Origin of the sequence: Kluyvera sichuanensis, assembly GCF_014218705.1 — a bacterium.
Taxonomy (GTDB): domain Bacteria; phylum Pseudomonadota; class Gammaproteobacteria; order Enterobacterales; family Enterobacteriaceae; genus Kluyvera; species Kluyvera sichuanensis.
Genome location: NZ_JABBJF010000008.1, coordinates 144,998 through 171,953, shown reverse-complemented (window position 1 = coordinate 171,953; position 26,956 = coordinate 144,998). Strand labels below are relative to the sequence as shown.

The following is a 26,956-nucleotide window of genomic DNA, read 5'->3' as shown; positions in this document are numbered from 1 at the left end:
CGTTATCTCAGAGAAGATGGTGCATCCGGGAGGATTCGAACCTCCGACCGCTCGGTTCGTAGCCGAGTACTCTATCCAGCTGAGCTACGGATGCAAATGGCGGTGAGGCGGGGATTCGAACCCCGGATGCAGCTTTTGACCGCATACTCCCTTAGCAGGGGAGCGCCTTCAGCCTCTCGGCCACCTCACCAACAACACCTCTTGCGAGTGCTTCGAAGAACTTGTTTCTGCTCATCGTCGCTGTGTGGCGCACATATTACTTTCTGAGACTTATAAGTCAAACAATTTTCCGCAGATTTTTTTCGTTTGCACATTTCACACGCAATAAGCTGTTAAAAAAGACAGAATGCACGTTTTATCAACAGATAAATTGCGTTTTTGCCGGTATAGCAGCAAAAAAGAAAATGGACGTAAAAGCGCTGGGGCGAAGAAAAAAGGGAGAAAACGAGGGGAAAACGAAGAAAACTGCGAGAGGTGCGTCTCACCCGCGGGGTGAGACGCGAGAACTTAGTAACTGGACTGCTGGGATTTTTCAGCCTGGATACGCTGGTAGATCTCTTCACGGTGAACAGAGACTTCTTTAGGGGCATTTACGCCGATGCGCACCTGGTTACCCTTCACCCCTAAAACTGTCACAGTGACCTCATCTCCAATCATGAGGGTCTCACCAACTCGACGAGTCAGAATCAGCATTCTTTGCTCCTTGAAAGATTAAAAGAGTCGGGTCTCTCTGTATCCCGGCATTCTCCATCATATAACGCCAAAAGGTCAGCTATGACAAACACCTTCGTGTAAGCGGTCACGGCATCACACTCTGTTAAATGTAAGTTTAGCCGATCTACATGACTTCAACCTGACTTTATCGTTATCAGTACCGCATATGCAAGGTGCCTTAACATTTAACGTTAAGGCACTCGCATGCGTTTATTGTTATTACAGTTTAGCGCTGACCCAGCCTTTCACACTGGACAGTGCAACAGGGAGCGCAGCCGCGTCGGTACCACCAGCTTGCGCCATATCCGGACGACCGCCCCCTTTGCCGCCCACCTGCTGAGCGACCATGCCAACCAGCTCCCCTGCTTTCACACGGTCGGTCACATCCTTAGACACGCCTGCAATCAGAGAAACCTTACCTTCTGCGACCGTCGCCAGTACGATAACCGCAGAACCTAACTGGTTCTTCAGATCGTCGACCATAGTACGCAGCATCTTCGGCTCAACGCCGGCAAGCTCGCTCACCAGCAGGTTAACGCCGTTAATATTCTCAGCTTTACTGGAAAGGTTTGCGCTTTCCTGTGCCGCGGCCTGCTCTTTCAGCTGCTGCAGCTCTTTTTCCAGCTGACGCGTACGTTCAATAACGGTACGCACTTTTTCGGTGACGTTGTGGCTGTCGCCTTTCAGCAGCTGCGCAATATCGCTCAGGCGATCGCTTTCAGCGTGCAGCGTGGCAATTGCACCTTCACCAGTGACAGCTTCGATACGACGAACGCCTGCCGCGGTGCCGGATTCGGACACAATGCGGAACAGACCGATATCGCCGGTACGAGAAGCGTGAGTACCACCGCACAGCTCGGTAGAGAAGTCGCCCATGCTCAGAACGCGAACGTGGTCGTCATATTTCTCACCGAACAGCGCCATCGCGCCCTTCGCTTTCGCCGCTTCGAGATCCATGATGTTGGTTTCGATTGGCAGGTTGCGACGAATCTGGGCGTTGACCAGATCTTCAACCGCACGAATCTCTTCCGGCTTCATGGCTTCGAAATGAGAGAAGTCGAAGCGCAGAACCTTATCGTTCACCAGCGAGCCTTTCTGCGCAACGTGCGTGCCCAGAACCTGGCGTAGCGCGGCGTGCATCAAGTGCGTTGCAGAGTGGTTCAGACGGATGCGTGCACGGCGTGCAACATCAACGTCAGCCTGCACACCATCGCCCACTTTCAGCGCGCCGGTAGCCAGCTTGCCGAGGTGACCAATTGCCTGGCCGTATTTCTGGGTGTCGCTGACAGCAAAGCTAAAGCCCGCGCCTTTCAGTTCGCCCTTATCGCCAACCTGACCGCCGGACTCTGCATAGAACGGAGTCTGGTCAAGCACCACAACCGCTTCCTGGCCAGCAGCAATAGCGTCTACCGCTTTGCCGTCAACGAACAGCGCAGTCACTTTGCCGTTCAGTTCCAGGTGGTCATAGCCTTTAAATTCTGAAGCACCATCAACGCGAATCATCGCGTTGTAGTCGGCGCCAAAACCGCTGGACTCACGCGCACGACGGCGCTGCTCTTCCATCGCGGCTTCGAAGCCAGCTTCGTCAACCTTGATGTTGCGCTCACGGCAAACGTCCGCCGTCAGGTCAACCGGGAAGCCGTAGGTATCGTACAGACGGAAAGCGGTTTCGCCGTCCAGCGTATCGCCGGTCAGTTTTGCCAGCTCTTCGTCGAGCAGCGCCAGACCGCGCTCCAGCGTACGAGCAAACTGCTCTTCTTCGGTTTTCAGTACCTGCTCAACCTGCGCCTGCTGACGTTTCAGCTCTTCGCCTGCTGCACCCATCACTTCTACCAGCGGGCCAACCAGCTTGTAGAAGAAGGTGTCTTTCGCGCCCAGCATGTTGCCATGGCGGACGGCGCGACGAATGATGCGACGCAGCACGTAGCCGCGGCTTTCGTTAGACGGCATCACGCCATCGGCAATCAGGAACGCACAAGAACGAATGTGGTCCGCAATCACGCGCAGAGACTTGTTGCTCAGATCGGTCGCGCCGGTCGCTTTCGCCACCGCGTCGATCAGTTTACGGAACAGGTCGATGTCATAGTTGGAGTTCACATGCTGCAGCACAGCGGTAATACGCTCCAGACCCATACCGGTATCCACGGACGGCTTCGGCAGCGGTTCCATGGTGCCGTCAGCCTGACGGTTGAACTGCATGAAGACGATGTTCCAGATCTCAATGTAACGGTCACCGTCTTCTTCTGCGGAACCCGGAGGGCCACCCCAGATGTGGTCGCCGTGGTCATAGAAGATTTCGGTGCACGGGCCGCAAGGACCGGTATCGCCCATCTGCCAGAAGTTATCCGAAGCGTACGGCGCGCCTTTGTTGTCGCCGATACGGATGATGCGCTCACGCGGGATACCGACTTCTTTTTCCCAGATTTCGTAAGCTTCGTCATCGCTCTCATAGACGGTGACCCACAGACGCTCTTTCGGCAGGGCGAACCAGTTCTCACCGGTCAGCAGTTCCCACGCGTACTGGATAGCGTCGTGTTTGAAGTAGTCGCCGAAGCTGAAGTTGCCCAGCATTTCGAAGAAGGTGTGGTGACGTGCGGTGTAACCGACGTTTTCCAGGTCATTGTGTTTACCGCCCGCACGCACGCAACGCTGCGCGGTGGTCGCGCGAGAATAATTACGCTTGTCGAGACCGAGGAACACATCTTTGAACTGGTTCATCCCGGCATTGGTAAACAGCAACGTAGGGTCGTTATTCGGCACCAGGGAGCTGCTGGCAACTATCTGATGGCCTTTACTATGGAAAAAGTCGAGAAACGCCTGACGGATCTCAGCGGTGCTCTTGCTCATAATTATCCTGACATCAAGCTACACTTCATCCTTCAAACCGCGAGGCAACGGCTGTTTTCACCTCCGAACACGTACTGAAGTACCTGCCTGGAGCTTCTCTCGCCCATCGTTCTGATGCGGCTTGAATGATTTTGTGTATTAAGGAATATTCGTCACCGACGCGGATTGCTTTAAAAACAACCCGCCTCCGGACGGAAAAAGTGGGAATAAGATAAGTTTTCTTTAAAGGGAAGTAAAATCCCCAGTGCGGTCAATCAGCAAAATTTCGCCATATTTCCTGGATATCTTCCATCAGGTAGCCGCGATAGAGCAAAAAACGCTGGATTTTGACCTTTTCCGCAAAAGTGGTCGGCAACGGTTCACCGTATTTTCTTACCGCCTGATCGCGCGCCAGTAAAGCCCAATCAATGTCGCACTCGCGCATGGCCTGCTCGATGGCTTCGCGGGCAATGCCCTTCTGCCCCAGCTCCTGACGGATCCGCGCCGGGCCATATCCTTTGCGGCTGCGCCCGGCCATAAACTGCTGCACAAAGCGGCTATCGTCGAGGTAGCGGTTTTCAAAGCACCAGGCCACCACCTTTTCAACCTCTTCCGGCGGCGCGTCGATAGGCTCAGGACCATTTTTCCCCATCACTGGGGCGGTAAGTTTACGTCGCAGCTCCTGTTCGCTGTGATCACGCATTGCCAGAATGCGAATGGCGCGATCCAGCAGGCGAGCATAGGCGGAACGACGCGGTGAGTTTTCGGTCATGATGTTTTACCGTCGTAATAAATGCAAAAAGGGCTGCATAAGCAGCCCTTCAAATGTGCACAATCAAGTAGCCCGGACGAGGTGCGATAGCACCGACCCCGGGGGACTCTGAGCGCATTCCCGGCGTCGTTTCACTCGGCCGGGCTACATGATTAGAAGTCTTCGTTGGTTTCTTCGACGCTGTTGTTATCAACGGCGAAGTCCGGCGTAGAGTCCTGGTTGTTGAGCAGCAGCTCACGCACTTTCTTCTCAATTTCTTTCGCCGCAGCCGGGTTCTCTTTCAGCCAGGAGATAGCGTTCGCTTTACCCTGACCAATTTTGTCGCCGTTGTAGCTGTACCAGGCACCCGCTTTTTCAATCAGCTTTTCTTTCACGCCGAGGTCGACCAGCTCGCCGAAGAAGTTGATACCTTCGCCGTAGAGGATCTGGAATTCAGCCTGTTTAAACGGCGCAGCAATTTTATTCTTCACAACCTTCACGCGAGTTTCGCTACCCACCACGTTGTCGCCCTCTTTCACCGCGCCAATACGACGGATATCAAGACGTACGGAAGCGTAGAACTTCAGCGCGTTACCACCGGTAGTGGTTTCCGGGTTACCGAACATCACGCCGATTTTCATACGGATCTGGTTGATGAAGATCAGCAGGGTGTTGGACTGCTTCAGGTTACCCGCCAGTTTACGCATCGCCTGGCTCATCATACGTGCCGCGAGGCCCATGTGAGAGTCACCGATTTCGCCTTCGATTTCCGCTTTCGGGGTCAGCGCCGCAACGGAGTCAACGACGATAACATCTACGGCACCGGAACGCGCCAGCGCGTCACAGATTTCCAGAGCCTGTTCGCCGGTGTCCGGCTGGGAGCACAGCAGGTTGTCGATATCAACGCCCAGCTTGCGAGCATAAACCGGGTCCAGCGCGTGTTCAGCATCGATAAACGCACAGGTTTTGCCTTCACGCTGTGCTGCGGCAATAACCTGCAGCGTCAGGGTGGTTTTACCGGAGGATTCTGGCCCGTAGATTTCGACGATACGGCCCATTGGCAGGCCACCAGCGCCCAGCGCGATATCCAGTGAAAGCGAACCGGTAGAGATAGTTTCCACGTCCATGGAGCGGTCTTCACCCAGACGCATGATGGAGCCTTTACCGAATTGCTTTTCGATCTGGCCCAGCGCTGCAGCCAACGCTTTCTGTTTGTTTTCGTCGATAGCCATTATTACTCCTGTCATACCGGGTGTTACCGGATAGTGAATTCTGTTCTGTTGAGGCAATTATACTGTATGGTCATACAGTATCAAGTATTTTGTAGAAATTGTTGCCAGAGGAGATTGAGCGCATAAGCGGTCGCCTGTCGACGCACCGATTCACGGTCGCCGTCAAAGCATTCACGCTGGGTAACGCCTTGCCCGGTGGCGCTTGCTACGCCGAACCAGACCGTGCCAACCGGCTTTTCCGCGCTGCCGCCGTCCGGCCCGGCAATGCCGCTAACCGAGACTGCAAAGTCAGCCCGCGCCGCGCGCAGTGCTCCAATGGCCATCTCAACGACCACCGGTTCACTCACCGCACCGTGCTGTTCGAGCGTCACTTCACGCACGCCAATCATCTGCGATTTGGCCTCGTTGCTGTAGGTCACAAACCCACGCTCAAACCAGGCAGAACTGCCAGCAATATCGGTAATGGTTTTGGCTATCCAGCCGCCGGTACAGGACTCTGCGGTGGTCATCGTCGCCCCACGCGCTTTCAGCGCCAGGCCAACCTTTTCACTCAGCTGCATTAATTCTGAATCTGTCATCATCGCTCCGCTTCAGCCCGATAAAGAGGCCATCAAAGATAGCACTTTCAGAACAGATGTGGGGACGGGATGGTGATTTTACGAGGGGGATTCCGAAATTGAACGCCCCGGAAGAACCGGGGCGAGGAAGTGCCGGGTTTAGCGCATGCTGGCGGCGATAAGCTCCACGTTATGACGCAGCATTTTGACGTAGCTGTCCGCCACGCCGCCCGATTTCGACAGCGCTTCCGGATACAGTTCGCCGCCCGGCTGCGAGCCGGTAGCCGCGGCAATCTGTTTCACCAGGCGCGGATCGAGCTGGTTTTCCATAAACCAGGTGTGTACGCCATCGGCCTTAATTTGCTTAATCAACGCTGCCACCTGCGCCGCGCTGGCCTCGCTTTCTGAAGAGAGCCCTTGAGGTGCCAGGAAGGTGACGCCGTAGGCGCGAGAGAAGTAGCCAAAGGCATCGTGGCTGGTCAGCACCTTACGCTTCGCCTGCGGAATGGCGCTGAACTGCTGCTTCGTCCAGCTATGAATATCGTTAAGCTCGCCAATGTAGCGTTTGCCGGAAGCATTGAGCGCCGCGCTATCTTCCGGGTCAGCCTTCACCAGGCCAGTCAGGATATTCTGCGCGTACAGTGCGCCGTTTGCCGCGCTGTTCCAGGCGTGCGGGTCGGTCACCGTTTTGCCATCTTCATCCAGAGTGTGGGTTTTTACGCCCGTTGAAGCCACCACCAGTTCACCTTTAAAGCCCGATGCTTTGATAAGGCGGTCCATCCAACCTTCCAGCCCCAGACCGTTGACCACCACGACATCCGCTTTGCTGAGCAGCGCGCTATCTTTCGGCGACGGCTCGAAGGTATGCGGGTCGCCGTCCGGGCCAACCAGCGTGTCGACGTGAACGTGATCGCCACCCACCTGCTTCACCATGTCGCCCAGCACCGAAAAGCTGCTGACCACGTTGAGCGTCTTTGCCATCGCCCCCTGCGCCGCCAGCCCTAACGCCAGCGCCATAATCACCCCAATACGTTTCATCTTGTCCCCTTTCCTCTTCATTTTAACCAGCTCACGGTCAGCCGGCTTCGCTTGCCAAACAACACAGAAATCAAAAAGATACCGCTCGCGGTTAGCACAATCGACGGTCCGGCGGGCAGATTCGCGGCCCACGACAGACTGAGCCCCATCCAGGCACATACGCCGCCTATCAGCGCCGCCAGCAGCAGAATTGACGGTAAGGTTTTCGCCCAGCAGCGCGCCGCAACGGCGGGCAGCATCATGACCCCCACCGCCATCAGCGTGCCCAGCACCTGAAAACCGGCCACCAGGTTGAGCACCAGCAGCGCCAGAAACAGCCCGTGCAACAACACGGGCAGCCAGCGCGCATTCACCTGTAGCCAACTGCTATCAAACGCTTCGCTCACCAGTCCCCGGTAGAAAAGCGCAATGCAGAGCAGCGTCAGGCTGGCGACCCCCGCCACAAACAGTGCGGCATCGTTATCCACCGCCAGAATCGAGCCGAACAGCAGATGCAGCAGGTCAACGTTGGAGCCGCGCAGCGAGACCAGCGTGACCCCCAGCGCCAACGACCCTAAGTAGAATCCGGCGAAGCTGGCATCCTCTTTCAGCGGCGTGCGTCGGCTAACCCAACCGGCCACCAGCGCCACCGTAATGCCAGCAATAAAGCCGCCTACGGTCATCGCCAGCAGTGACATGCCGTTGACCAGATAACCCACCGCCACGCCGGGAAGAATGGCATGCGACAGCGCGTCCCCCATCAGGCTCATCCGCCGCAGCAGTAAAAAGACACCGAGGATGGTGGTACTGAGCGACAGCGCGAGGCACACCACCAGCGCCCGGCGCATAAAGCCAAACTCGATAAAGGGTTGGAAGAAGGTGTGCCAGATCATGCGTGCCTCGCGGATTTGAATGCAGAAAGCACGTCGCGGGTATGCCCCCAGCAGGCGTTCTGTGGTGCCAGCAACAGCGTTTCCGGGAAGTACTCCGCCACGCGTTGATTGTCATGCAGCACCGCCAGCACGGTCTGCCCCTGCTGATGCATCTCCTGAATTACCCCCATCAGGTCATGACTGGTGGCTTCATCAATGCCGGTGAAGGGCTCATCAAGCATCACCAGCGGCGCGCGCTGTACCAGCACGCGGGCAAAGAGCATGCGCTGGAACTGGCCGCCGGAAAGTGCGTCAATGGGTGTTTTCGCCATGCTTTCCAGCCCCACTCGCGCCAGTGCAGCGGCAATGCGCTGGCGCGTGTCGCTACGCAGGCCACGCAGCAATGAAATTCGCGGCCACGCCCCCTGGCTCACCACGTCCAGCACGGTTAACGGAAACTGCGACTCCAGCGCATGACGCTGGGCCAGCCAACCGATCACCGGGCGTGAAGGTGCCCAGCGAATGACGCCGCTTACCGGCGGAATAAATCCCGCCAGCGTTTTCAGTAAAGTGGATTTTCCGCAGCCGTTCAGGCCGACAATCGCCGTCATGCTGCCTTTGTGAATGACGCCGCTCAGCGATGGCGTAATCGCCACGCCTTCATAGCCTGCCACCAGGTTGTCCAGTTCAATCATGGCAGCGACACCGCCCACCAGACCATCAGCCACAGCACGCTCAATAGCGCGCAGGCCAGCAAAACCCGCGTCACGCTGCTGGCCATAAAAACAGGAGTGAACATCTTCGCCTCATCATTTAATGTTATAACGTAACAATATTGAATTAGCAGTAAGATGTAAACGGCAGAAAATGATGCGAAATGTAACAAGCTCCCCTCTGAACCGAGGGGAGCCAGAAGGAAGGATTACTGACCGCGCGCCTGAGAGACTGCCAGACCCAGCTGCCAGACGGCCATCGCATAGTGGGTACTGTGGTTATAGCGGGTGATGGTGTAGAAGTTCGGCAGACCGTACCAATACTGATAGCCCGTGCCGATATCCAACCGCAGCAGGCTGGCCTGCTGATGATTACCCAGCGGCTGCATCGGCGTTAAGCCTGCCGCCGCCAGCTGCGAAACGCTGTATTTGGTTTTGAAGCCATTCTCCAGCCCCGGAGCCTGACCCATCGCCTGCACCGCCACCGCGTCGCCACTTACCCAACCGTGCTGTTTGAAGTAGTTCGCCACGCTGCCGATGGCATCTTCCGGATCCCACAGGTTGATATGACCATCACCATTGAAATCAACCGCATACTCTTTGTAGGAAGACGGCATAAACTGCCCGTAGCCCATCGCCCCGGCAAATGAGCCTTTCAGATCCAGCGGGTCATCCTGCTCATCACGCGCCATCAGCAGGAAGGTTTCCAGCTCACCGGAGAAGTACGCCGCGCGGCGCGGATAGTTGAAGGAGAGCGTCGCCAGCGCATCGAGAATGCGCGTTTTACCCATCACTCGGCCCCAGCGAGTTTCCACACCGATAATCCCGACGATAATTTCCGGCGGCACGCCGTACACCTGGGAAGCGCGCTGCAGCGCGTCCTGATGCTGGTTCCAGAACACCACGCCATTCTGGACGTTATCCGGCGTAATGAACTGATTGCGATAGCGCAGCCACGCCCCGTTCGGGCCGGTTGGCGGCAGGCCGGTCGGTGCCTGCCTGTCCATCAGGCGCAACACGTAGTCCAGGCGCTTGGCCTGAGAGAGGATTTCATGCAGTTGCTGTCGGTCAAAACCGTGCTTGCTCACCATCTTGTCAATGAACTGCTCTGCCGCCGGGTTGTTAGCAAAATCACCGGTCGGAATTAGCGCATTGTGCTGAGGTTCAAGGAGAAAACCGCCGGAAGTGGTTGCCGGAGATTCAGCCGTTTTAGGTTTGCTGCTACAAGCAGCGAGCAGGACACACAGGGGGAGTAAAGCCAGAACACGACGCTTCAACATGGGACATCCGTTTAACAATATCAGCAAGAGTTAAATATGGTAAAGCATCCGCCACGCTGCAAGGAAGCGGTTGTCGCGCTCGCTCGCAGAATTTCTCATTCCTGCACTTCGTTTTCTCTTTTTCCTGCGGCCACCCTCGCAATAACTTTCACAATAAAATATTTATCTTTCATTTTGCGATCAAAATAACACTTTAAAAGCTTTCGATCTGATTAAAATCATCCACCTTTTGGTCGTATACCCTAAATAATTCGAGTAGCAGGAAGGCGGCAAGGGAGTGAATCCCCAGGAGCTTACTCTAGTAAGTGACTGGGGTGAGCGAGCGCAGCCAACGCACCTGCAACTTGAAGTATGACGGGTATAAAACGATAAATACCTACAGGAGATAACGATGGTCGACACCATTACCCTTGGTGCTGAATGGTTCATCGGGCTGTTTCAGAAAGGCGGAGAGGTCTTCACCGGCATGGTGACCGGCATTCTTCCGCTGCTGATTAGCCTGCTGGTTATCATGAATGCGCTCATTAACTTCATCGGTCAGCATCGCATTGAGCGGTTTGCTCAACGCTGTGCCGGCAACCCCGTCTCTCGCTACCTGCTGCTGCCCTGCATTGGCACATTTGTGTTTTGTAACCCCATGACGCTGAGCCTCGGGCGCTTTATGCCTGAGAAGTACAAGCCCAGCTACTATGCCGCCGCTTCCTATAGCTGCCACTCGATGAACGGACTTTTCCCCCACATCAACCCCGGTGAACTGTTTGTCTATCTGGGCATAGCCAACGGCCTGACCACGCTCGGTCTGCCGCTCGGGCCGCTGGCGGTGAGCTACCTGCTGCTCGGTCTGGTGACTAACTTCTTCCGCGGCTGGATTACAGACTTCACCACCGCCGTCTTTGAGAAAAAAATGGGCATCCAATTGGAACAGAACGTTCAACTGTCGGGAGCGGCATCATGACGCGTATTCGTATTGAAAGAGGAACCGGCGGCTGGGGTGGCCCGCTTGAACTGGACGCCGAACCCGGTAAGAAAATCGTCTACATCACGGCCGGAACCCGCCCGGCCATCGTTGACAAACTCGCCGAACTCACCGGCTGGCAGGCCGTCGATGGATTTAAAGAGGGTGAACCGCCTGAGCAGGAGATTGGCGTGGCGATCATCGACTGTGGCGGTACGCTGCGCTGCGGTATCTACCCGAAGCGCCGGATTCCCACCATCAATATCCATGCCACCGGCAAATCTGGCCCGCTGGCGCAGTTTATTCTGGAGGATATTTACGTCTCCGGCGTCAGGGAAGAGCACATTCGCCTGGTTGGTAACGCGAGCGAAACCGCTGACGTCGCACCGTCCGCAAAGCCTAAGGCCGCCAGCGGGCGCGATTACGACACCAGCAAAAAGATCACCGAACAGAGCGACGGCCTGCTGGCCAAAGTCGGCATGGGAATGGGATCGGCAGTGGCGGTGCTGTTCCAGGCAGGTCGCGACACCATCGATACGGTGCTCAAGACCATTCTGCCGTTTATGGCGTTCGTGTCGGCGCTTATTGGCATCATCATGGCATCAGGCCTCGGCGACTGGATAGCCCACGGCCTGGCACCGCTTGCCAGCCACCCGCTTGGGCTGGTCACGCTGGCGCTGATCTGCTCCTTCCCGCTGCTATCCCCTTTCCTTGGGCCAGGCGCCGTTATCGCTCAGGTGATTGGCGTCCTGATAGGCGTGCAAATTGGGCTTGGCAATATCCCGCCGCACCTGGCGCTGCCCGCCCTGTTCGCGATTAACGCCCAGGCCGCCTGCGATTTTATTCCGGTGGGGCTCTCGCTCGCCGAGGCCCGGCAGAACACCGTGCGCGTCGGCGTGCCTTCCGTACTGGTGAGCCGCTTTTTGACCGGCGCCCCAACCGTGCTGATTGCCTGGTTTGTATCCGGCTTTATCTATCAATAGGAAAAACACGATGGCCGTGATTTATCAGACCACCATTACCCGTATCGGCCAGAGCGCCGCAGAAGCGCTGGGCGAACAAATGCTGATCACCTTCCGGGAAGGCGCTCCGGCAAATATTGAAGAATTTTGCTACATCCACCGTCCCGGCGAACTGAGCGGCCCACTTCTGAAGGGCATGCAGTTTGAGATTGGCCCCCAGCGCTATCAGGTCACCGCGGTGGGCAGCGTCGCCGAACAAAACCTGCGCGAACTGGGACATATCACCCTGTGCTTCGACGGGCAAAACGAAGCGAAGTTTCCCGGCACGGTACACCTCGCCGGGCCTACGCCGGACGATATTGCACCGGGTACTATTTTGCAGTTTATCGATTGATATTTAAGGAGAAAATCATGAAACAGGTTGCCATTGTTATTGGCGGAGGCCAGACCTTAGGGGCCTTCCTCTGCCGCGGGCTTGCCGCAGAGGGATACCGCATCGCCGTAGTCGATATTCAAAGCGATAAAGCCGCCAGCGTCGCGCAGGAGATTAACGCCGAATTTGGCGAGGGGATGGCCAGTGGCTTTGGAGCCGATGCCACCAGCGAACAGAGCGTGCTGGCGCTATCGCGCGGTGTGGATGAAATTTTTGGCCGCGCGGATCTACTGGTCTACAGCGCCGGTATCGCGAAAGCTGCATTTATCAGCGACTTTGCGCTTGGCGATTTTGACCGCTCGCTCCAGGTCAACCTGGTGGGCTATTTCCTCTGCGCCCGCGAATTCTCCCGGCTGATGATCCGTGACGGCATTGCCGGGCGCATCATTCAAATTAACTCAAAATCCGGCAAGGTGGGCAGCAAGCACAACTCAGGCTACAGCGCGGCAAAGTTTGGCGGCGTAGGCTTAACGCAGTCGCTGGCGTTGGATTTGGCCGAGTACGGCATCACCGTACACTCACTGATGCTTGGCAACCTGCTGAAATCTCCGATGTTTCAGTCGCTGCTGCCGCAGTACGCCACCAAGCTTGGTATCGAACCGGGCGAGGTGGAGCAGTACTACATTGATAAAGTGCCGCTAAAACGTGGCTGCGACTACCAGGATGTGCTGAACATGCTGCTGTTCTATGCCAGCCAGAAAGCCTCCTACTGTACCGGCCAGTCAATCAACGTCACCGGCGGGCAGGTGATGTTCTAAACGTTTTGCCCGGTGGCGCTACGCTTACCGGGCAACCAAGGAGCACATCATGGTCTCAGCCCTGATTACCGTTGCCGTTATTGCCTGGTGCGCGCAGCTTGCGCTGGGTGGCTGGCAAATCCACCGCTTCAACCGGGCGTTCGATAAGCTCTGCCAGCAGGGTCGAGTTGGCGTAGGGCGCTCCGGCGGGCGCTTTAAGCCGCGCGTGGTGGTCGCTATCGCGCTGGATGAACGCCTTCACGTTGTCGATTCGCTGTTTATGAAAGGGGTCACCGTATTCGCCAGGCCGGGGAAAATTGACGGGCTGAAAGGAAAACATCGTGATGAATTACAGCCTGATGTGATCTTTCCCCATGATCCCCTATCGCAGAATGCACTATCATTGGCGCTTAAACTGAAACATGGGTAATTTCGTTGTGAATGCTAATAGCTTGCGAAATTATCATTTCGCAAATTTATGTCAGGGTAATCACGCCTATGAAACCTCGTCAGCGTCAGGCCGCTATTCTTGAGCACCTGCAAAAGCAGGGAAAATGCTCGGTTGAAGAGTTGGCCCAGTACTTTGACACCACGGGAACCACCATTCGCAAGGATCTGGTCATTCTGGAAAACGCGGGAACCGTCATTCGAACCTACGGCGGAGTAGTGTTAAACAAGGACGAATCCGACCCGCCTATCGATCACAAAACGCTCATCAACACCCACCAAAAAGAGCGCATCGCAGAGGCCGCGGTTGCCTTTATCCACGACGGTGATTCCATCATTCTGGATGCGGGCAGCACCGTGTTACAGATGGTTCCCATGCTCGCCCGCTTTCGCAACATCACCGTGATGACCAACAGCCTGCACATCGTTAACGCGCTGTCGGAACTGGACAACGAGCAGACCATCCTGATGCCCGGCGGCACCTTCCGCAAAAAATCCGCCTCGTTCCACGGGCAACTGGCGGAAAATGCCTTTGAGCATTTCAGCTTTGATAAACTCTTTATGGGCACCGACGGCATCGATCTGAACGCCGGGGTGACCACCTTTAACGAGGTCTATACCGTCAGTAAAGCGATGTGCAACGCCGCACGCGAAGTGATTCTGATGGCGGACTCCTCAAAATTCGGACGAAAAAGCCCTAACGTGGTGTGCAGTCTGGAGAGCGTCGACAAGCTGATTACCGACGCGGGAATCGACCCGGCGTTTCGTCAAGCGCTGGAAGACAAAGGGATTGAAGTGATCATAACCGGAGAGAGCAATGAGTGATTTTTTGTTAGAGGCCGGGCGTAAGGCCCTGTTACTGGAACTGCAGGAAGCAAGCCGCCTACCCGACCGTCTTGACGAGACCTTTGTTCAGGCCGCCAACGCCATCCTGAACTGCAAAGGAAAACTGATTGTTTCCGGGATGGGCAAATCCGGCCATATCGGCAAAAAGCTGGCCGCCACCTTCGCCAGCACCGGCACTCCGGCGTTCTTCGTCCACCCGGCGGAAGCGCTGCACGGCGATCTGGGCATGGTGGAAAGCCGCGACGTGATGCTGTTTATCTCCTACTCTGGCAGCGCCAAAGAGCTCGACTACATTATTCCGCGCCTGAAAGAAAAATCCGTAGTGCTGCTGGCGATGACCGGCAAGGCCAACTCCGCGCTGGCGCAGGCAGCCGACGCCGTTATCGATATTTCCGTTGAACGTGAAGCCTGCCCGATGCACCTGGCGCCAACCTCCAGCACCGTCAACACGTTGATGATGGGCGACGCGCTGGCGATTGCCGTGATGCAGGCGCGCGGCTTTAATGAAGAAGATTTTGCGCGCTCTCACCCGGCAGGCGCGCTGGGCGCACGCCTGCTCAACCGCGTTCACCACCTGATGCGTCAAGAGAGCGATGTCCCGCAGGTCACCGTTCACGCCAGCGTAATGGATGCGATGCTGGAACTCAGCCGCACCGGCATGGGGATGGTGGCGGTCTGCAACGATCAATCACAGGTTCAGGGCGTGTTCACCGACGGCGATCTGCGTCGCTGGCTGGTGAGCGGCGGTTCGCTGGCGGATTGCGTTAACGACGCGATGACCAAGGGCGGCGTGACCCTGCACGATCAGGCCCGCGCCGTGGATGCTAAAGAACAGCTGATGAAGCAGAAAATCAGCGCCGCGCCGGTGGTAGATGACAACCATCGGCTGGTCGGCGCAATTAACCTGCAAAACTTCTACCAGGCCGGGATCCTTTAATCCTTCAGCCCCAGACGCTTCGCCAGCCGGTGCAGGTTGGCGACGTCTGTCTCCAGCGCCCGGGCGCTTGCCGCCCAGTTATGTTGATGCATCTCCAGTGCCTGACGAATCATCTGCCGCTGAAAATGCTCGGTGGCGTCACGCAGGTTATTCACCGTTGCCAACGGGGCCGCAACCTCAGCAACCGCCGCCGTCGGTGTACTTTCCTGGAACGCAAAGTGCTGCGCTTCCAGTACCACCTCGCCGTTGCTGCGCGTGGTTGCCCGCGCCAACACCACCGCACGGTGTACCGCGTGCTCAAGCTCGCGCACATTACCCGGCCAGCCGTAGTTTTGCAGATGCGCCCGTGCGCCGCTGCTTAATACTACTCGCGACAATCCAAGCCGCAGCCGACACTGCTCGCAGAAGTAGCCCGCCAGCAGCACCACGTCGTCACCCCGTTCGCGCAGCGGCGGCACGGATAGCGGGAATACGCTCAAACGATGGAACAGGTCTGCACGAAAGTTGCCCGCCAGCACCTCTTCGCGCAGGTCGCGGTTGGTCGCAGCCAACACCCGCACATCAACACGCAGGCTGCGGTCATCACCGACGCGCTGAATATCGCCATACTGCAGCACGCGCAGCAGTTTGGCCTGCAGCGCCAGCGACAGCTCGCCAATTTCATCTAAGAACAGCGTGCCGTTGTCGGCCATCTCAAACTTGCCGCTGCGGTTGCTGATAGCCCCGGTAAACGCCCCTTTGACGTGGCCAAACAGCTCGCTCTCGGCCACGCTCTCCGGCAGCGCGGCGCAGTTCAGATACACCAGCGGGCTGACTGCGCGCGGCGAGCCCTCATGAATCGCTTTTGCCACCAGCTCTTTCCCGGTGCCGGTTTCGCCGCTTATCAGTACGTTCAGGTCGGAAGCGGCGACAATCTCAATCTCTTTTTTCAGCTGCGTCATGCCCGGCGACAGACCAATCATCTGCGTCTCTTTCACCTGCTCGAAATCGGTCGGCGCGCCCGGCAGCATGTTCTGGCTTTCAAGCTGCTCAATCAGCAGCGCGTTGCTGAGCGCCCCCGCCGCCAGCGCGGCAATCAGCCGCAGCTCTTCATCGCTGAAGACATCAAACTGGTCCGGCGACATACCGTCGAGAGTCAGTGCGCCAATCAGGTTTTGCCCGGCAAACAGCGGCAACCCGATGCAGGCGTGGACCTTCAGGCTCTCCTGGCCAGGGATCAGGCCGTCGTACGGGTCCGGCAAATCGCTGTCGGCCGGGAAACGCACTACGTCACCCGCACGGGCAATCGCCTCCAGCCGCGGATGCCCTTCGAGGGTAAAACGCCTGCCGAGCACGTCTTTCGCCAGCCCATCAATCGCCAGCGGAATAAACTGCCGCGCGTCGTAGCGCAGCAGCGCGGAGGCATCACACTCCAGCACCTGGCGAAGCGTGGTGATCAGACGCTGAAATCGGTCCTGATGGCCGACGCCGCGCTGGAGTTCAATGGCGATGCCTGCTAGCACATCAACGGAAAAGCTCATGGCGTACCTCGTACAGTCATTTTGACAATGCATAATGTCATATTGACAATATTAAGCATAGTCATTTTGACTAACAATAAAGAGGTATAAATTAATTAAACCAATAAAATCAATCAATTAAAAAGTTGGCACGCAACCTGCAATTAGCAATACATCTTTTTTGAAAAAACGCTGAATTAATTGAGGTTGCTATGTCTATTCTGGTTAAAAATAACATTCATTGGGTTGGTCAACGCGATTGGGAAGTACGTGATTTCCACGGTACCGAATACAAAACGCTGCGCGGCAGCAGCTACAACAGCTACCTTATCCGTGAAGAGAAAAACGTCCTGATTGATACCGTCGACCATAAATTCAGCCGTGAATTCGTGCAGAACCTGCGCGGCGAAATCGACCTGGCTGATATCGACTACATCATCATTAACCACGCCGAAGAAGACCACGCCGGTGCGCTGACCGAGCTGATGTCGCAGATTCCGGACACCCCAATCTACTGCACCGCCAACGCCATTGACTCCATCAACGGCCACCACCATCACCCAGAGTGGAACTTCCACGTGGTGAAAACCGGCGACAGCCTGGACATCGGTAACGGCAAACAGCTGATCTTCGTTGAAACCCCGATGCTGCACTGGCCTGACAGCATGATGACCTACATGACCGGCGACGCGGTGCTGTTCAGTAACGATGCCTTCGGCCAGCACTACTGTGACGAACGCCTTTTCAACGACGAAGTTGACCAGACCGAACTGTTCGAACAGTGCCAGCGCTACTACGCCAACATCCTGACCCCGTTCAGCCGCCTGGTGACGCCGAAAATCACCGAGATCCTCGGCTTTAACCTGCCGGTTGATATGATTGCCACCTCCCACGGTGTGGTATGGCGTGAAAACCCAACGCAGATCGTCGAACTGTATCTGAAATGGGCGGCGGACTATCAGGAAGACCGTATCACTATCTTCTACGACACCATGTCCAACAACACCCGCATGATGGCGGATGCGATTGCTCAGGGGATCAACGAAGTTGACCCGAACGTGGCGGTGAAAATCTTCAACGTCGCCCGCAGCGATAAAAACGAAATTCTGACCAACGTCTTCCGTTCTAAAGGCGTGCTGGTGGGGACTTCAACCATGAACAACGTGATGATGCCGAAAATTGCTGGCCTGGTGGAAGAGATGACCGGCCTGCGCTTCCGTAACAAACGCGCCAGCGCCTTTGGTTCTCACGGCTGGAGCGGCGGTGCGGTTGACCGTCTGTCTACTCGTTTGCAGGATGCGGGCTTTGAAATGTCACTGAGCCTGAAAGCGAAATGGCGCCCGGATCTCGACGCGCTGGAAATCTGCCGTCAGCACGGCCGTGAAATTGCCCGTCAGTGGGCGCTGGCGCCACTGCCAGAAGCCACGGCAAAACCAGACGCCGCGAAAGAGGCCTGCGCCTGTGCCGCCGCTGCCGCTGCCGACCTCGGCCCAAGCATGCAGTGCAGCGTGTGTCAGTGGGTTTACGATCCGGCAAAAGGCGAACCAAACCAGGACGTCCAGCCAGGCACCCCGTGGAGCGAAGTCCCTGACAACTTCCTGTGCCCGGAATGTTCATTAGGGAAAGATGTCTTTGACGTGATGGCGACGGAGGCAAAATGAATCATGGCATCGTGATCATCGGCTCGGGCTTCGCGGCCCGGCAGTTGGTGAAGAATATTCGTAAGCTCGACGCGAGCGTCAAACTGACGCTCATCGCCGCCGACAGCATCGACGAGTACAACAAACCGGACTTAAGCCACGTGGTGAGCCGGGGGCAAACCGCCGCCGACCTCACCCTGCAAACCGCAGGCGAGTTCGCCGAGCAGTACAACCTGAATCTGTTCCCGCAGACCTGGGTGACCGGCATCGACGCCAATGCGCATGTGGTGAAAAGCCAGAACCATGAATGGCAGTACGACAAGCTGGTGCTGGCAACGGGCGCGTCAACCATCGTGCCGCCGGTACCGGGCAAAGAACTGATGCTGACCCTCAACAGTCAGCAGGAGTTCGGTGCCGCGCAGAGTGCGTTGCGCGATGCCCAGCGCGTGCTGATTATCGGCGGCGGCCTGATTGGCAGCGAGCTGGCGATGGACTTTAGCCGCGCCGGTAAAGCGGTCACCGTGGTCGATAACTCCGCCAGCGTGCTGGCCTCGCTGATGCCGCCGGAAGTGAGCAGCCGGTTGCAGCATCGTCTGACCGACATGGGTATTCATCTGCTGCTGAAATCTCAGCTGCAGTCGCTGGAGCAGACTGCCACCGGTATTCGCGCCACCTTTGACCGCGACCGTCACGTCGAGGTTGATGCGGTGGTGGCCGCCACCGGCCTGCGTCCGGAAACCGCGCTGGCACGCATGGCGGGCCTTGAAATTAACCGTGGCGTGAAGGTCGATAGCACCCTGCGTACCAGCAACCCGGATATCTATGCGCTGGGCGACTGTGCGGAGATCAACGGTACCGTGCTGCCGTTCCTGCAGCCGATTCTGATGAGCGCGATGTGCCTGGCGAAGAATATTCTCGGCCAGTCCGGCGAGCTGAAGCTGCCAAACATGCTGGTGAAGGTGAAAACGCCGGATCTGCCGCTGCATCTGGCCGGTGAAACCCGCCGTCAGGATTTGAACTGGAAGATTGAAACCCGCGCCGACGGTATGCTGGCGCAAGGCTACGACGAAGGCCAGCAGCTGCGGGCATTCGTGGTTAGCGAGGAGCGAATGAAAGAGGCCTTTGGTCTGTTGAAGTCGCTCACAAGTTAAGCCGTAAACTCTCTGTCCACTGTATGACTTAACCTCAAGCGCAAGGACGCGCTAGCGTCTGATTTTAGCCCCGCTGCCCCGGGGCTTTTTTTGTTTTTGCGCCCGGCGTTTCCCCGGCGGCGCTACAGATCGAATGTAGCCCGGCCAAGCGTGGCGCCGCCGGGAACGGCTCAAATCTTAACGCACCACCAGCGCGTCATAGTTACGCCAGCGGTAGTTGACCATCGACACCAGCCAGCACAGCGCGAACAGGCCAATGACCACAAAGCCCGCGTTGCCAAGGTTGTCACTCAGCATCGACACACCGCTCCAGATGCCGCCGGTCAGGTCGAACTTATCGATAATCAGCCCCAGCGCTTCCAGCCCGCCGATAAACAGCGCAACCACCACGGAGGCACCGGTAATCGTCATGTTGTAGTAAAGCTTGCGCTGCGGCTTGTTGAAGGCCCAACCGTACGCGCCCACCATCAGAATGTTATCCAGGGTGTCAACCAGCGCCATGCCGCTCGCGAACAGCGCCGGGAAGACCATAATCGACCACATTGACATCCCGCTGGATGCGCTGGCGGCAGAGATGCCCAACACGCCAATTTCAGTGGCGGTGTCAAAACCGAGGCCAAACAGGAAGCCCACCAGATACATGTGCCAGCTCTTGCCAATCAGGCGGAAAGTACGGCTGAACAGCGCGCTCATCATGCCGCCCGTCACCGGCAGGTCAGCGGAAACCGACTCGCCTTTTTTCAGCGACTGGAAGCTGCGCCACACGCCGCGCAGAATAATCAGGTTGACCAGCGCCATCGCCAGCAGGAACACCGCCGACACGGTGGTGCCGATGATGCTGCCGGTGTCGTGGAACCAGCTCATCTTATGCTGGAACGCGGTCGCCGTGGCGGCAATCGCCACCGATGCCAGCACCACGATGGAGGAGTGGCCGAGCGAGAACCAGGCACCGACGCCAAACGGGCGCTTACCCTGCTGCATCATTTTACGGGTGACGTTATCAATCGCCGCAATGTGGTCAGCGTCCACCGCATGACGCAGGCCGTAGCCCCACGCCAGCAGACTGGCGGCCATCAGCGCGCCGTTATGACCAAATGCCTGCCATGCCCAACCCCAGGCCAGTAAATTCGCCAACACGAGAACCATAACCAGCAGCGTTGCGCGCGGCTGTTGACGAAGAACATTCCACAACATGAGTAACTCCTTAAACCAGATGGCGAGCTGCAGCAATCACAGACTGCCCGTATGAAATTGCCCCATCCCCCGCGGGTAAACGCTTTGGAAAGAGCAAAGTGAAATCGTGTAGATAGTGCGTAAGGCGATTGCGCAGCAGCACGTTGTGCAGCACACCGCCGCCGAAAGCCAGCGTCGAGAGCGACAGACGCTCTGCATGCTGACGCATTAAGGCGGCAATGCCCTGCGCCAGCGCATCATGAAACGCCCACGCTTTTTGCGCCGGGGTTGCCTGCCAGCTCAGCCATGCCTGCCAGAAGGTGGCGAGATCCAGCTGATTATCAACAACCGGCATCGTCACTGGATGTCTCACGCCCGCACAGCCCGACGCCAGCGCTTCCAGCCGACAGGCGGCCTCGCCTTCGTAGCTCAGCGCCAGCGGCGCGCAGCCGACCGCACAGGCCACCGCGTCAAACAGGCGGCCGCAGGAGGACGCCACCGGACTGTTGATCCCGCGCTGAATCGCCTGCGCCAGCAGCGGCCAGTTTTGCTGCTGTACGGTCTGCGTAGCATCAAACGTTTCCCAGCCGGGCACGAACGCCAGGCAGTGCGCCAGCAGGTTACGCCACGGCTGACGCGCCGCCAGGTCACCGCCCGGTAGCGCCACGGCGGGTAGGCCGCCAAGATGTTCACACTCGCGGTAGCTCACGCGCAGACACTCACCGCCCCACAGCGCGCCGTGTTCGCCCATGCCGATACCGTCGAGCGCCATCGCAATCACCTCACCGCCGTCAAGCGGCCAGTCGTGCTCGGCAAGGCAGGCGGCAATGTGCGCGTGATGATGCAGCACCTGATGCTGCGGCAGCGCCAGTTCAGCCGCCCATTGGGACGAACGATAGGCCGCATGGTAATCCGCCACCACCGCCTGCGGCGCAAAGCCATAAATGGACTGCATCAGCGCCAGCGCCTGCCGCCACTGGGCTTCCACGCCGTCGTCGGTCAGGTCGCCAAAATGCTGGCTGAGTACCGCCCGGTCGCCGCGAACCAGGCAGAAGGTATTTTTCATGTCCGCGCCGAGGCAGAGCATCGGCGGCACATCGCGAAAGCCCGGCGGCAGGGTCAATGCATCCGGCACATAGCCGCGCGAACGGCGCAGCATCTCACCGCTCTGACGCACCACCGAATCGTCCATACGCTGCACGATATCGCGGTTGTGCAGCAGGAAGCCGTCGGCAATATCGGCCAGATCGGTCAGTGCATCATCGTTGGTCAGCGCCGGTGGCTTACCGCTCAGATTACCGGAGGTCATCACCAGCGGGCGCGCCAGCGCCTGCATTAGCAGATGCTGTAGCGGGTTGGCGGGCAGCATCACGCCAACCTCCGCAAGATCCGGCGCAATCTCCGGGCAGACCCCAGGAATCAGATGTTTATCCACCAGCACAATCGGTGCGGCGGGGGTTTTCAGCAGCGAGCGCGCGTCAATTGACAGCGCGTCGGCGTTTGCCACCATCACCGCTAGCGGTTTTGCCGGGCGATGTTTGCGCGCACGAAGCGTCGCCACCGCCGCAGAATTTCCGGCATCGCAGGCCAGATGGAAGCCGCCAATGCCCTTCACTGCCACAATGCCACCGGCATCAATCATGGCGATAGCGGCGGCAAGCGCCGCCTCTTTTTCCGCGCGTTGTTCGCCGCTTTGCCACATCAACCACGGCCCGCACTCGGCGCAGGCCACCGGCTGAGCGTGAAAACGGCGGTCATAAGGATTACGGTACTCCGCCTCGCACTGCGGGCAGAGCGGAAACGCCGCCATCACCGTCAGCGGGCGGTCGTAGGGCATGGCGTGAATAATGGTAAAGCGCGGCCCACAGTGGGTGCAGTTGATAAACGGGTAGCGATAGCGCCGCTCCTGCGGGTCGTTCATTTCTGCCAGGCACGCCGGACAGGTTGCCGCATCCGGGACAATCTGGGTGCTCATCGCCCCGGCACCGCTCTGGCGGATGGTAAAATCGGTCGGCAGCGTCGGCCACTCAAAGGGCTCGACGTGGGTACTATCAATGCGCGCAAGCGGCGGGCAGTACTGGTACAGCGCGGCGATAAAGTCCGCTTCGTCACCGTACAGGCGCAGCAGTACCCCGGCGCTGTCGTTGCAGACATCACCGAGGCAGCCGCGCTGTTTGGCTAGCTGCCAGACAAAAGGACGGAAGCCCACCCCTTGTACTTTTCCGCAGATGCGGATCTGCACGCCGTTTGCGTTCATCTGATTACCCGTTGAGCGCCGCGTTGAGGCGCGTTTTCATCGACTGATAGCTGTCCTGCGCGTAGATTTCGGCCCAGTTCTGATCCTCAATCGCCTCGATTTTCACCGCGCAATACTTGGTTTCCGGCGTTTTCGAGATAGGGTCGAGGTTATCCTGGGTCAGTTCGTTGCAGGCGCCAATCCACCATTGGTAGGTCATATAAACGCTGCCGTGATTGATGCGTTCGCTCACGCAGGCGCGGCTAATCACTTTGCCGCGACGTGAGGAGACCCACACCAGCTGCTTATCATGCACGCCAAGCAGGTTGGCATCCTGCGGGTTCATCTGCACAAAGCCTGGCTCATCAGCGAGCGATTGCAGCGCCGCGCAGTTGCCGGTCATCGAGCGACAGGAGTAGTGCCCGACCTCGCGTACGGTGCAGAGCACCAGCGGGAAGTCGGCGTCCGGCGTTTCGGCTGGTGCACGCCACGGTGCCGCAAACAGGTGGCCTTTACCATCAGGCGTGGCAAACTGATTGCCTTCGTACAGATACGGCGTCCCCGGATGGTCAAGGGTCGGGCACGGCCACTGTACGTGCCCCATCTCACCCATTTTCTCGTAGGTTACGCCGTAGAACAGCGGGCACAGCTCGCGCATTTCGTCCCAGATTTGCTGGTTGTCGTCGTAATGCATCGGGTAGCCCATTTCGCTTGCCAGCAGGCTGATAATTTCCCAGTCGCGCTTGACGTTATAGGTCGGTTCGATGGCTTTCTCGAAGCGCTGGAAGCCGCGGTCGGCGCAGGTGAAGACGCCGCCGTGTTCACCCCATGAGGTAGCGGGCAGCAGCACATCCGCCTGCTCGGCGGTCTTGGTCATAAAGATGTCCTGCACCACCACAAAGTCGAGCGCTTCAAACCCTTTGCGCACCAGACCTAAATCCGCCTCGGTTTGCAGCGGGTCTTCGCCCATGATGTAGTAGGCTTTCACCTTCCCTTCGATGGCCAGATGCGGCACTTCGGTAATGCGCACGCCGACTTTGTCGTCCATCAGGCTGGCATCGATGCCCCAGGCTTTGGCGAACTTCTCGCGCACGGCGGCGTCCACCACATCCTGATAGCCAGGGAACTGGTTTGGCAGCACGCCCATATCACACGCGCCCTGCACGTTGTTCTGCCCACGCACCGGGCCAACGCCGACGGCTTCTCGCCCGAGGTTACCGGTCAGCAGCGCCAGGCTTGCCAACCCTTTCACCACGTCAACCGCCTGGCCAAACTGGGTGACACCCATGCCCCACATAATGGTCGCCGACGGCGCGGCCGCGTAGGTGCGCATCGCCTGACGAACCTGCATGGCCGGAATGCCGGTCAGGGATTCCACCGCTTCCGGCGCGTAGTCTTTGACGATTTCGCGCAGCTCATCAAGCCCGGTGGTATAGCGAGAAACGTACTCGTGGTCGTACAGGTCTTCTTCCAGCAGCACGTGGGCGAAAGCGTTCACCAGCGCCATATTGCTGCCGTTACGCATCTGCAGATGCTGGTCGGCGATGCGCGCGGTTTCAATACGACGCGGATCGCAGACGATAATTTTGGCCCCTTTGTCTTTCGCCTTAATCACGCGACGCGCCACAATCGGGTGCGAGTCCGCGCAGTTGTAGCCAAAGACCAGCAGGCAGCGGGAGTTTTCAATATCGCCGATGCTGTTGCTCATCGCGCCGTTGCCCAGCACGTCCTGAAGCCCGGCCACCGATGGGCCGTGGCAAACGCGCGCGCAGCAGTCGACGTTATTGGTATGCAGCACGCCGCGGGCGAATTTCTGCATCACATAGTTGGTTTCATTGCCGGTGCCGCGCGATGACCCGGTGGTCATAATGGCGCGCGGCCCGAATTTGGCTTTGATATCGCCAAGACGCTTCGCGGTATAGCGAATCGCCTCATCCCAGCTCACGGGAGTGAACTTGCCGCCTTTTTCATAGCGGATCATCGGCTGCGTTAATCGGGGGGTCAACAGCTTGGTATCGTTGAGGAAATCCCAGCCGTAATAGCCCTTCAGGCACAGCTCATTCTGGTTGGTTTTACCGTCGGCGGCCTCGGCGCGGATAATTTTACCGTTGTCGACAACCAGCTTCAGTTTGCAACCAGCCCCACAGTAAGGGCACACACTCGTGATTTTTTTCATCAGTAACAGACCTGTTAAAAGAGAAATAAGGATGATTAAAGAGAGATAGACGCGGCGCTATCAAGCGCGGCGCGACGGCGTTTTTCCGCGCTCAGCTGTTCAAGCTTGCTACGGTCGACGCAAAACAGCGCGTGAGTCGGGCAGGCTTCCATACAGGCTGGGCCAGCTTCACGGTGGTAGCAGAGGTCACACTTGTTGGCTTCCGCTTTCTCCGCACGCACCTTCAGGCCCGCACCGCTGTTACGAACCACCGGACGCACCACCACTTCCATCGCACCGTAAGGGCACGCCACCACGCAGGTTTTGCAGCCGATGCAGCGTTCCTGCATCACGTGGATAAAACCTTTATCGCGGCTGATTGCGCCGTTCGGGCAGACGTTAGCGCACGGCGCGTCTTCGCACTGGCGGCAGGCGGTGGCGGTAGAGACATCTACGCCTTTAATAACGTGAATACGGGGCAGGAAAGATTGCGGCGTCAGCGCGGCGCAGTCCTGATCTTCCTGGTGGGAAACCACGCATGCGACTTCGCATGTCCGGCAGCCAATACATTTACTCGCATCAGCAATGATGAAACGGTTCATCAACTTCTCCAGCAATGACAGTGAATTCGCGGGAGAATGCATTATTCGAGCCAACTTTTAGTTAGTTGTTTTTTAAGGAAATTTTATTGTGAATGATGAGGAATAAGCTGTCATCGTCACTTATGACGATGACAGATGACGACGCTAAGCGTGCGGACCGGGGACGATGGATTCACGCTCAATCAGTTCACCAGGGAAGGTTTGCTGATATTTAAAATCCCCGCCGTCGAGCATGAAAATAAGGCGGTGGATGGTCTCTTTGATCATTTCCGTGACCGGAATTCGCACGCTGGAGAGCGACGGCACCATATACGGTGCGAGAGTAATATCATCAAAACCCAGCACCGAAACCTGCTGCGGTACGTTTATTCCGCGCGCATGCAGACGTTTAATCGCCCCGACCGCCATATCGTCATTACTGGCGACCAGCGCGCTAAAGTTCACCTTACTGTCTAGCAGCGCATCCACTCCGGCGGCACCGGTCGCGGGCGTCCACTTTCCTTGTACAATCAGCTCATTACGCACGGCAATGCCGTGCTTCGTCAGCGCGTCTTTATAGCCGGACAGGCGTTCAATACCGGTAGGAGAATCCAGCGAGCCGGTAATAAACGCAATATCGCGATGGCCAAGGAGAATTAACCGCTCCACCGCATTCTGGCTGGCGGATTTTTGATCGCAATACACGCAGTGGCTGCTATTTCGCCGCAGTCGACGGTTAATCACTAATATCGGCTGCTGTTGCTGCTGAATAATGTCGTCAATATCGTCGACGCTCAGAAAACGGGGATAAATAATAATGCCGTCGCAGCGCAGGTCGAGCAGATACTGAATCGCGTCCCGCTCTTCTTGCGCGCTATGCTTACCATCCGCCAGGATCAACCGCCGCCCCTGATCTTCGGTCATGCTCGCCGCGTGGAACAGCAGTTCGCTGAAATAGACCCCGTGATAGAGCGTATTGGTGACCACCAGCCCCAGCGTCTGCGTCTTTTTGGTCGCCAGGTTACGTGCCAGAAGATTAGGCCGATAGCCACTCTCTTCAATGGCCAGAAACACCCGGTCTTTCGTCTCCTGACTGACATAACCGTTGCCCGATAGCACCCGGGATACGGTGGCTTTCGACACGCCCGCCCGTCGCGCCACCTCCAGCATTGTCGTCATAGTCATACCTTTGAGAAATCATTTGCCAGCAGTGTACTTCACCGTTTCGCTATTTTCAGCATC

At 57.5% G+C, this 26,956-nt stretch carries 24 protein-coding genes and 2 tRNA genes; 9 read left to right on the top strand and 17 right to left on the bottom strand.

The window, feature by feature from the left end:
• Nucleotides 1–17: 17 nt before the first annotated feature.
• The 11 genes from HII27_RS11780 to mltB form a co-directional block, all read right to left on the bottom strand.
• Nucleotides 18–94 (bottom strand) — tRNA-Arg (locus tag HII27_RS11780).
• 3 nt (nt 95–97) lie between these two features.
• Nucleotides 98–190, bottom strand: a tRNA-Ser gene (locus tag HII27_RS11775).
• Nucleotides 191–507: 317 nt separating this feature from the next.
• Nucleotides 508–693 (bottom strand): carbon storage regulator CsrA, encoded by a 186-nt coding sequence (gene csrA, locus HII27_RS11770; protein ID WP_000906486.1) that lies wholly within the window; start codon nt 691–693, stop codon nt 508–510.
• Between the two features lie 240 nt (nt 694–933).
• Nucleotides 934–3,561 carry an alanine--tRNA ligase gene (gene alaS / locus HII27_RS11765; RefSeq protein WP_185668073.1) on the bottom strand — a complete coding sequence of 876 codons (2,628 nt, stop codon included), beginning with the start codon at nt 3,559–3,561 and terminating at the stop codon, nt 934–936.
• A 250-nt stretch (nt 3,562–3,811) separates the two neighbouring features.
• A complete protein-coding gene (recX, locus tag HII27_RS11760; protein WP_185668072.1) occupies nt 3,812–4,312 on the bottom strand; it encodes a recombination regulator RecX in 501 nt (166 codons plus the stop codon).
• Between the two features lie 152 nt (nt 4,313–4,464).
• Nucleotides 4,465–5,523 carry a recombinase RecA gene (recA, locus tag HII27_RS11755; RefSeq protein ID WP_035892538.1) on the bottom strand — a complete coding sequence of 353 codons (1,059 nt, stop codon included), beginning with the start codon at nt 5,521–5,523 and terminating at the stop codon, nt 4,465–4,467.
• 80 nt (nt 5,524–5,603) lie between these two features.
• Nucleotides 5,604–6,101, bottom strand: coding sequence for a nicotinamide-nucleotide amidase (gene pncC, locus HII27_RS11750; RefSeq protein ID WP_185668079.1), 498 nt, complete (start codon nt 6,099–6,101; stop codon nt 5,604–5,606).
• Nucleotides 6,102–6,239: 138 nt separating this feature from the next.
• Nucleotides 6,240–7,118 carry a metal ABC transporter substrate-binding protein gene (locus HII27_RS11745; RefSeq protein ID WP_185668071.1) on the bottom strand — a complete coding sequence of 293 codons (879 nt, stop codon included), beginning with the start codon at nt 7,116–7,118 and terminating at the stop codon, nt 6,240–6,242.
• A gap of 17 nt (nt 7,119–7,135) precedes the next feature.
• Nucleotides 7,136–7,990 carry a metal ABC transporter permease gene (locus tag HII27_RS11740; RefSeq protein WP_185668070.1) on the bottom strand — a complete coding sequence of 285 codons (855 nt, stop codon included), beginning with the start codon at nt 7,988–7,990 and terminating at the stop codon, nt 7,136–7,138.
• A complete protein-coding gene (locus tag HII27_RS11735) occupies nt 7,987–8,697 on the bottom strand; it encodes a metal ABC transporter ATP-binding protein (protein ID WP_185668069.1) in 711 nt (236 codons plus the stop codon). The genes HII27_RS11740 and HII27_RS11735 overlap by 4 nt, the downstream gene beginning before the upstream one ends.
• Nucleotides 8,698–8,891: 194 nt before the next feature.
• Complete coding sequence (mltB, locus tag HII27_RS11730; RefSeq protein WP_185668068.1) at nt 8,892–9,962, bottom strand: lytic murein transglycosylase B; 1,071 nt, start codon at nt 9,960–9,962, stop codon at nt 8,892–8,894.
• 391 nt (nt 9,963–10,353) lie between these two features.
• On the opposite strand from mltB, the gene srlA reads away from it, so the two are divergent.
• The 7 genes from srlA to gutQ all read left to right on the top strand — a co-directional run bounded on the left by srlA (nt 10,354) and on the right by gutQ (nt 15,279).
• Nucleotides 10,354–10,917: a PTS glucitol/sorbitol transporter subunit IIC gene (gene srlA, locus HII27_RS11725; protein WP_185668067.1), complete on the top strand. Its 564-nt coding sequence runs from the start codon at nt 10,354–10,356 to the stop codon at nt 10,915–10,917.
• Nucleotides 10,914–11,900, top strand: a complete 987-nt coding sequence (srlE, locus tag HII27_RS11720) for a PTS glucitol/sorbitol transporter subunit IIB (protein WP_185668066.1) — start codon at nt 10,914–10,916, stop codon at nt 11,898–11,900. The genes srlA and srlE overlap by 4 nt, the downstream gene beginning before the upstream one ends.
• A 10-nt stretch (nt 11,901–11,910) precedes the next feature.
• A complete protein-coding gene (gene srlB, locus HII27_RS11715) occupies nt 11,911–12,273 on the top strand; it encodes a PTS glucitol/sorbitol transporter subunit IIA (RefSeq protein ID WP_185668065.1) in 363 nt (120 codons plus the stop codon).
• Nucleotides 12,274–12,290: 17 nt separating this feature from the next.
• Nucleotides 12,291–13,070: a sorbitol-6-phosphate dehydrogenase gene (gene srlD / locus HII27_RS11710; protein WP_185668064.1), complete on the top strand. Its 780-nt coding sequence runs from the start codon at nt 12,291–12,293 to the stop codon at nt 13,068–13,070.
• Nucleotides 13,071–13,119: 49 nt separating this feature from the next.
• A complete protein-coding gene (gutM, locus tag HII27_RS11705; protein ID WP_185668063.1) occupies nt 13,120–13,479 on the top strand; it encodes a transcriptional regulator GutM in 360 nt (119 codons plus the stop codon).
• A gap of 68 nt (nt 13,480–13,547) precedes the next feature.
• Complete coding sequence (srlR, locus tag HII27_RS11700; RefSeq protein ID WP_185668062.1) at nt 13,548–14,321, top strand: glucitol operon DNA-binding transcriptional repressor SrlR; 774 nt, start codon at nt 13,548–13,550, stop codon at nt 14,319–14,321.
• Nucleotides 14,314–15,279, top strand: coding sequence for an arabinose-5-phosphate isomerase GutQ (gutQ, locus tag HII27_RS11695; RefSeq protein ID WP_185668061.1), 966 nt, complete (start codon nt 14,314–14,316; stop codon nt 15,277–15,279). Before srlR ends, gutQ begins: the two co-directional genes overlap by 8 nt.
• Here the strand turns inward: gutQ and norR are convergent.
• Nucleotides 15,276–16,799 carry a nitric oxide reductase transcriptional regulator NorR gene (gene norR / locus HII27_RS11690; protein ID WP_185668060.1) on the bottom strand — a complete coding sequence of 508 codons (1,524 nt, stop codon included), beginning with the start codon at nt 16,797–16,799 and terminating at the stop codon, nt 15,276–15,278. The two genes, gutQ and norR, sit on opposite strands and share 4 nt — an antisense overlap.
• Before the next feature lie 191 nt (nt 16,800–16,990).
• Between norR and norV the strand changes: the two genes are divergently transcribed.
• A complete protein-coding gene (gene norV / locus HII27_RS11685) occupies nt 16,991–18,439 on the top strand; it encodes an anaerobic nitric oxide reductase flavorubredoxin (RefSeq protein ID WP_185668059.1) in 1,449 nt (482 codons plus the stop codon).
• Nucleotides 18,436–19,569: an NADH:flavorubredoxin reductase NorW gene (gene norW, locus HII27_RS11680; RefSeq protein ID WP_185668058.1), complete on the top strand. Its 1,134-nt coding sequence runs from the start codon at nt 18,436–18,438 to the stop codon at nt 19,567–19,569. The genes norV and norW overlap by 4 nt, the downstream gene beginning before the upstream one ends.
• A 177-nt stretch (nt 19,570–19,746) precedes the next feature.
• Here norW and HII27_RS11675 read toward each other — a convergent pair whose 3' ends face one another.
• The 5 genes from HII27_RS11675 to HII27_RS11655 all read right to left on the bottom strand — a co-directional run bounded on the left by HII27_RS11675 (nt 19,747) and on the right by HII27_RS11655 (nt 26,893).
• The gene (locus HII27_RS11675) at nt 19,747–20,763 is read right to left on the bottom strand and encodes a HoxN/HupN/NixA family nickel/cobalt transporter (RefSeq protein WP_185668057.1); all 1,017 of its coding nucleotides are present in this window, start codon (nt 20,761–20,763) and stop codon (nt 19,747–19,749) included.
• Nucleotides 20,764–20,773: 10 nt separating this feature from the next.
• Entirely contained in the window at nt 20,774–22,999 is a 2,226-nt protein-coding gene (gene hypF / locus HII27_RS11670) for a carbamoyltransferase HypF (protein ID WP_185668056.1), read from the bottom strand.
• A gap of 4 nt (nt 23,000–23,003) precedes the next feature.
• Nucleotides 23,004–25,154, bottom strand: a complete 2,151-nt coding sequence (gene fdhF / locus HII27_RS11665; protein ID WP_185668055.1) for a formate dehydrogenase subunit alpha — start codon at nt 25,152–25,154, stop codon at nt 23,004–23,006.
• Nucleotides 25,155–25,189: 35 nt separating this feature from the next.
• Nucleotides 25,190–25,735 carry an electron transport protein HydN gene (gene hydN / locus HII27_RS11660; RefSeq protein WP_185668054.1) on the bottom strand — a complete coding sequence of 182 codons (546 nt, stop codon included), beginning with the start codon at nt 25,733–25,735 and terminating at the stop codon, nt 25,190–25,192.
• Between the two features lie 144 nt (nt 25,736–25,879).
• Nucleotides 25,880–26,893, bottom strand: a complete 1,014-nt coding sequence (locus tag HII27_RS11655) for a LacI family DNA-binding transcriptional regulator (protein ID WP_185668053.1) — start codon at nt 26,891–26,893, stop codon at nt 25,880–25,882.
• Nucleotides 26,894–26,956 lie beyond the last annotated feature (63 nt).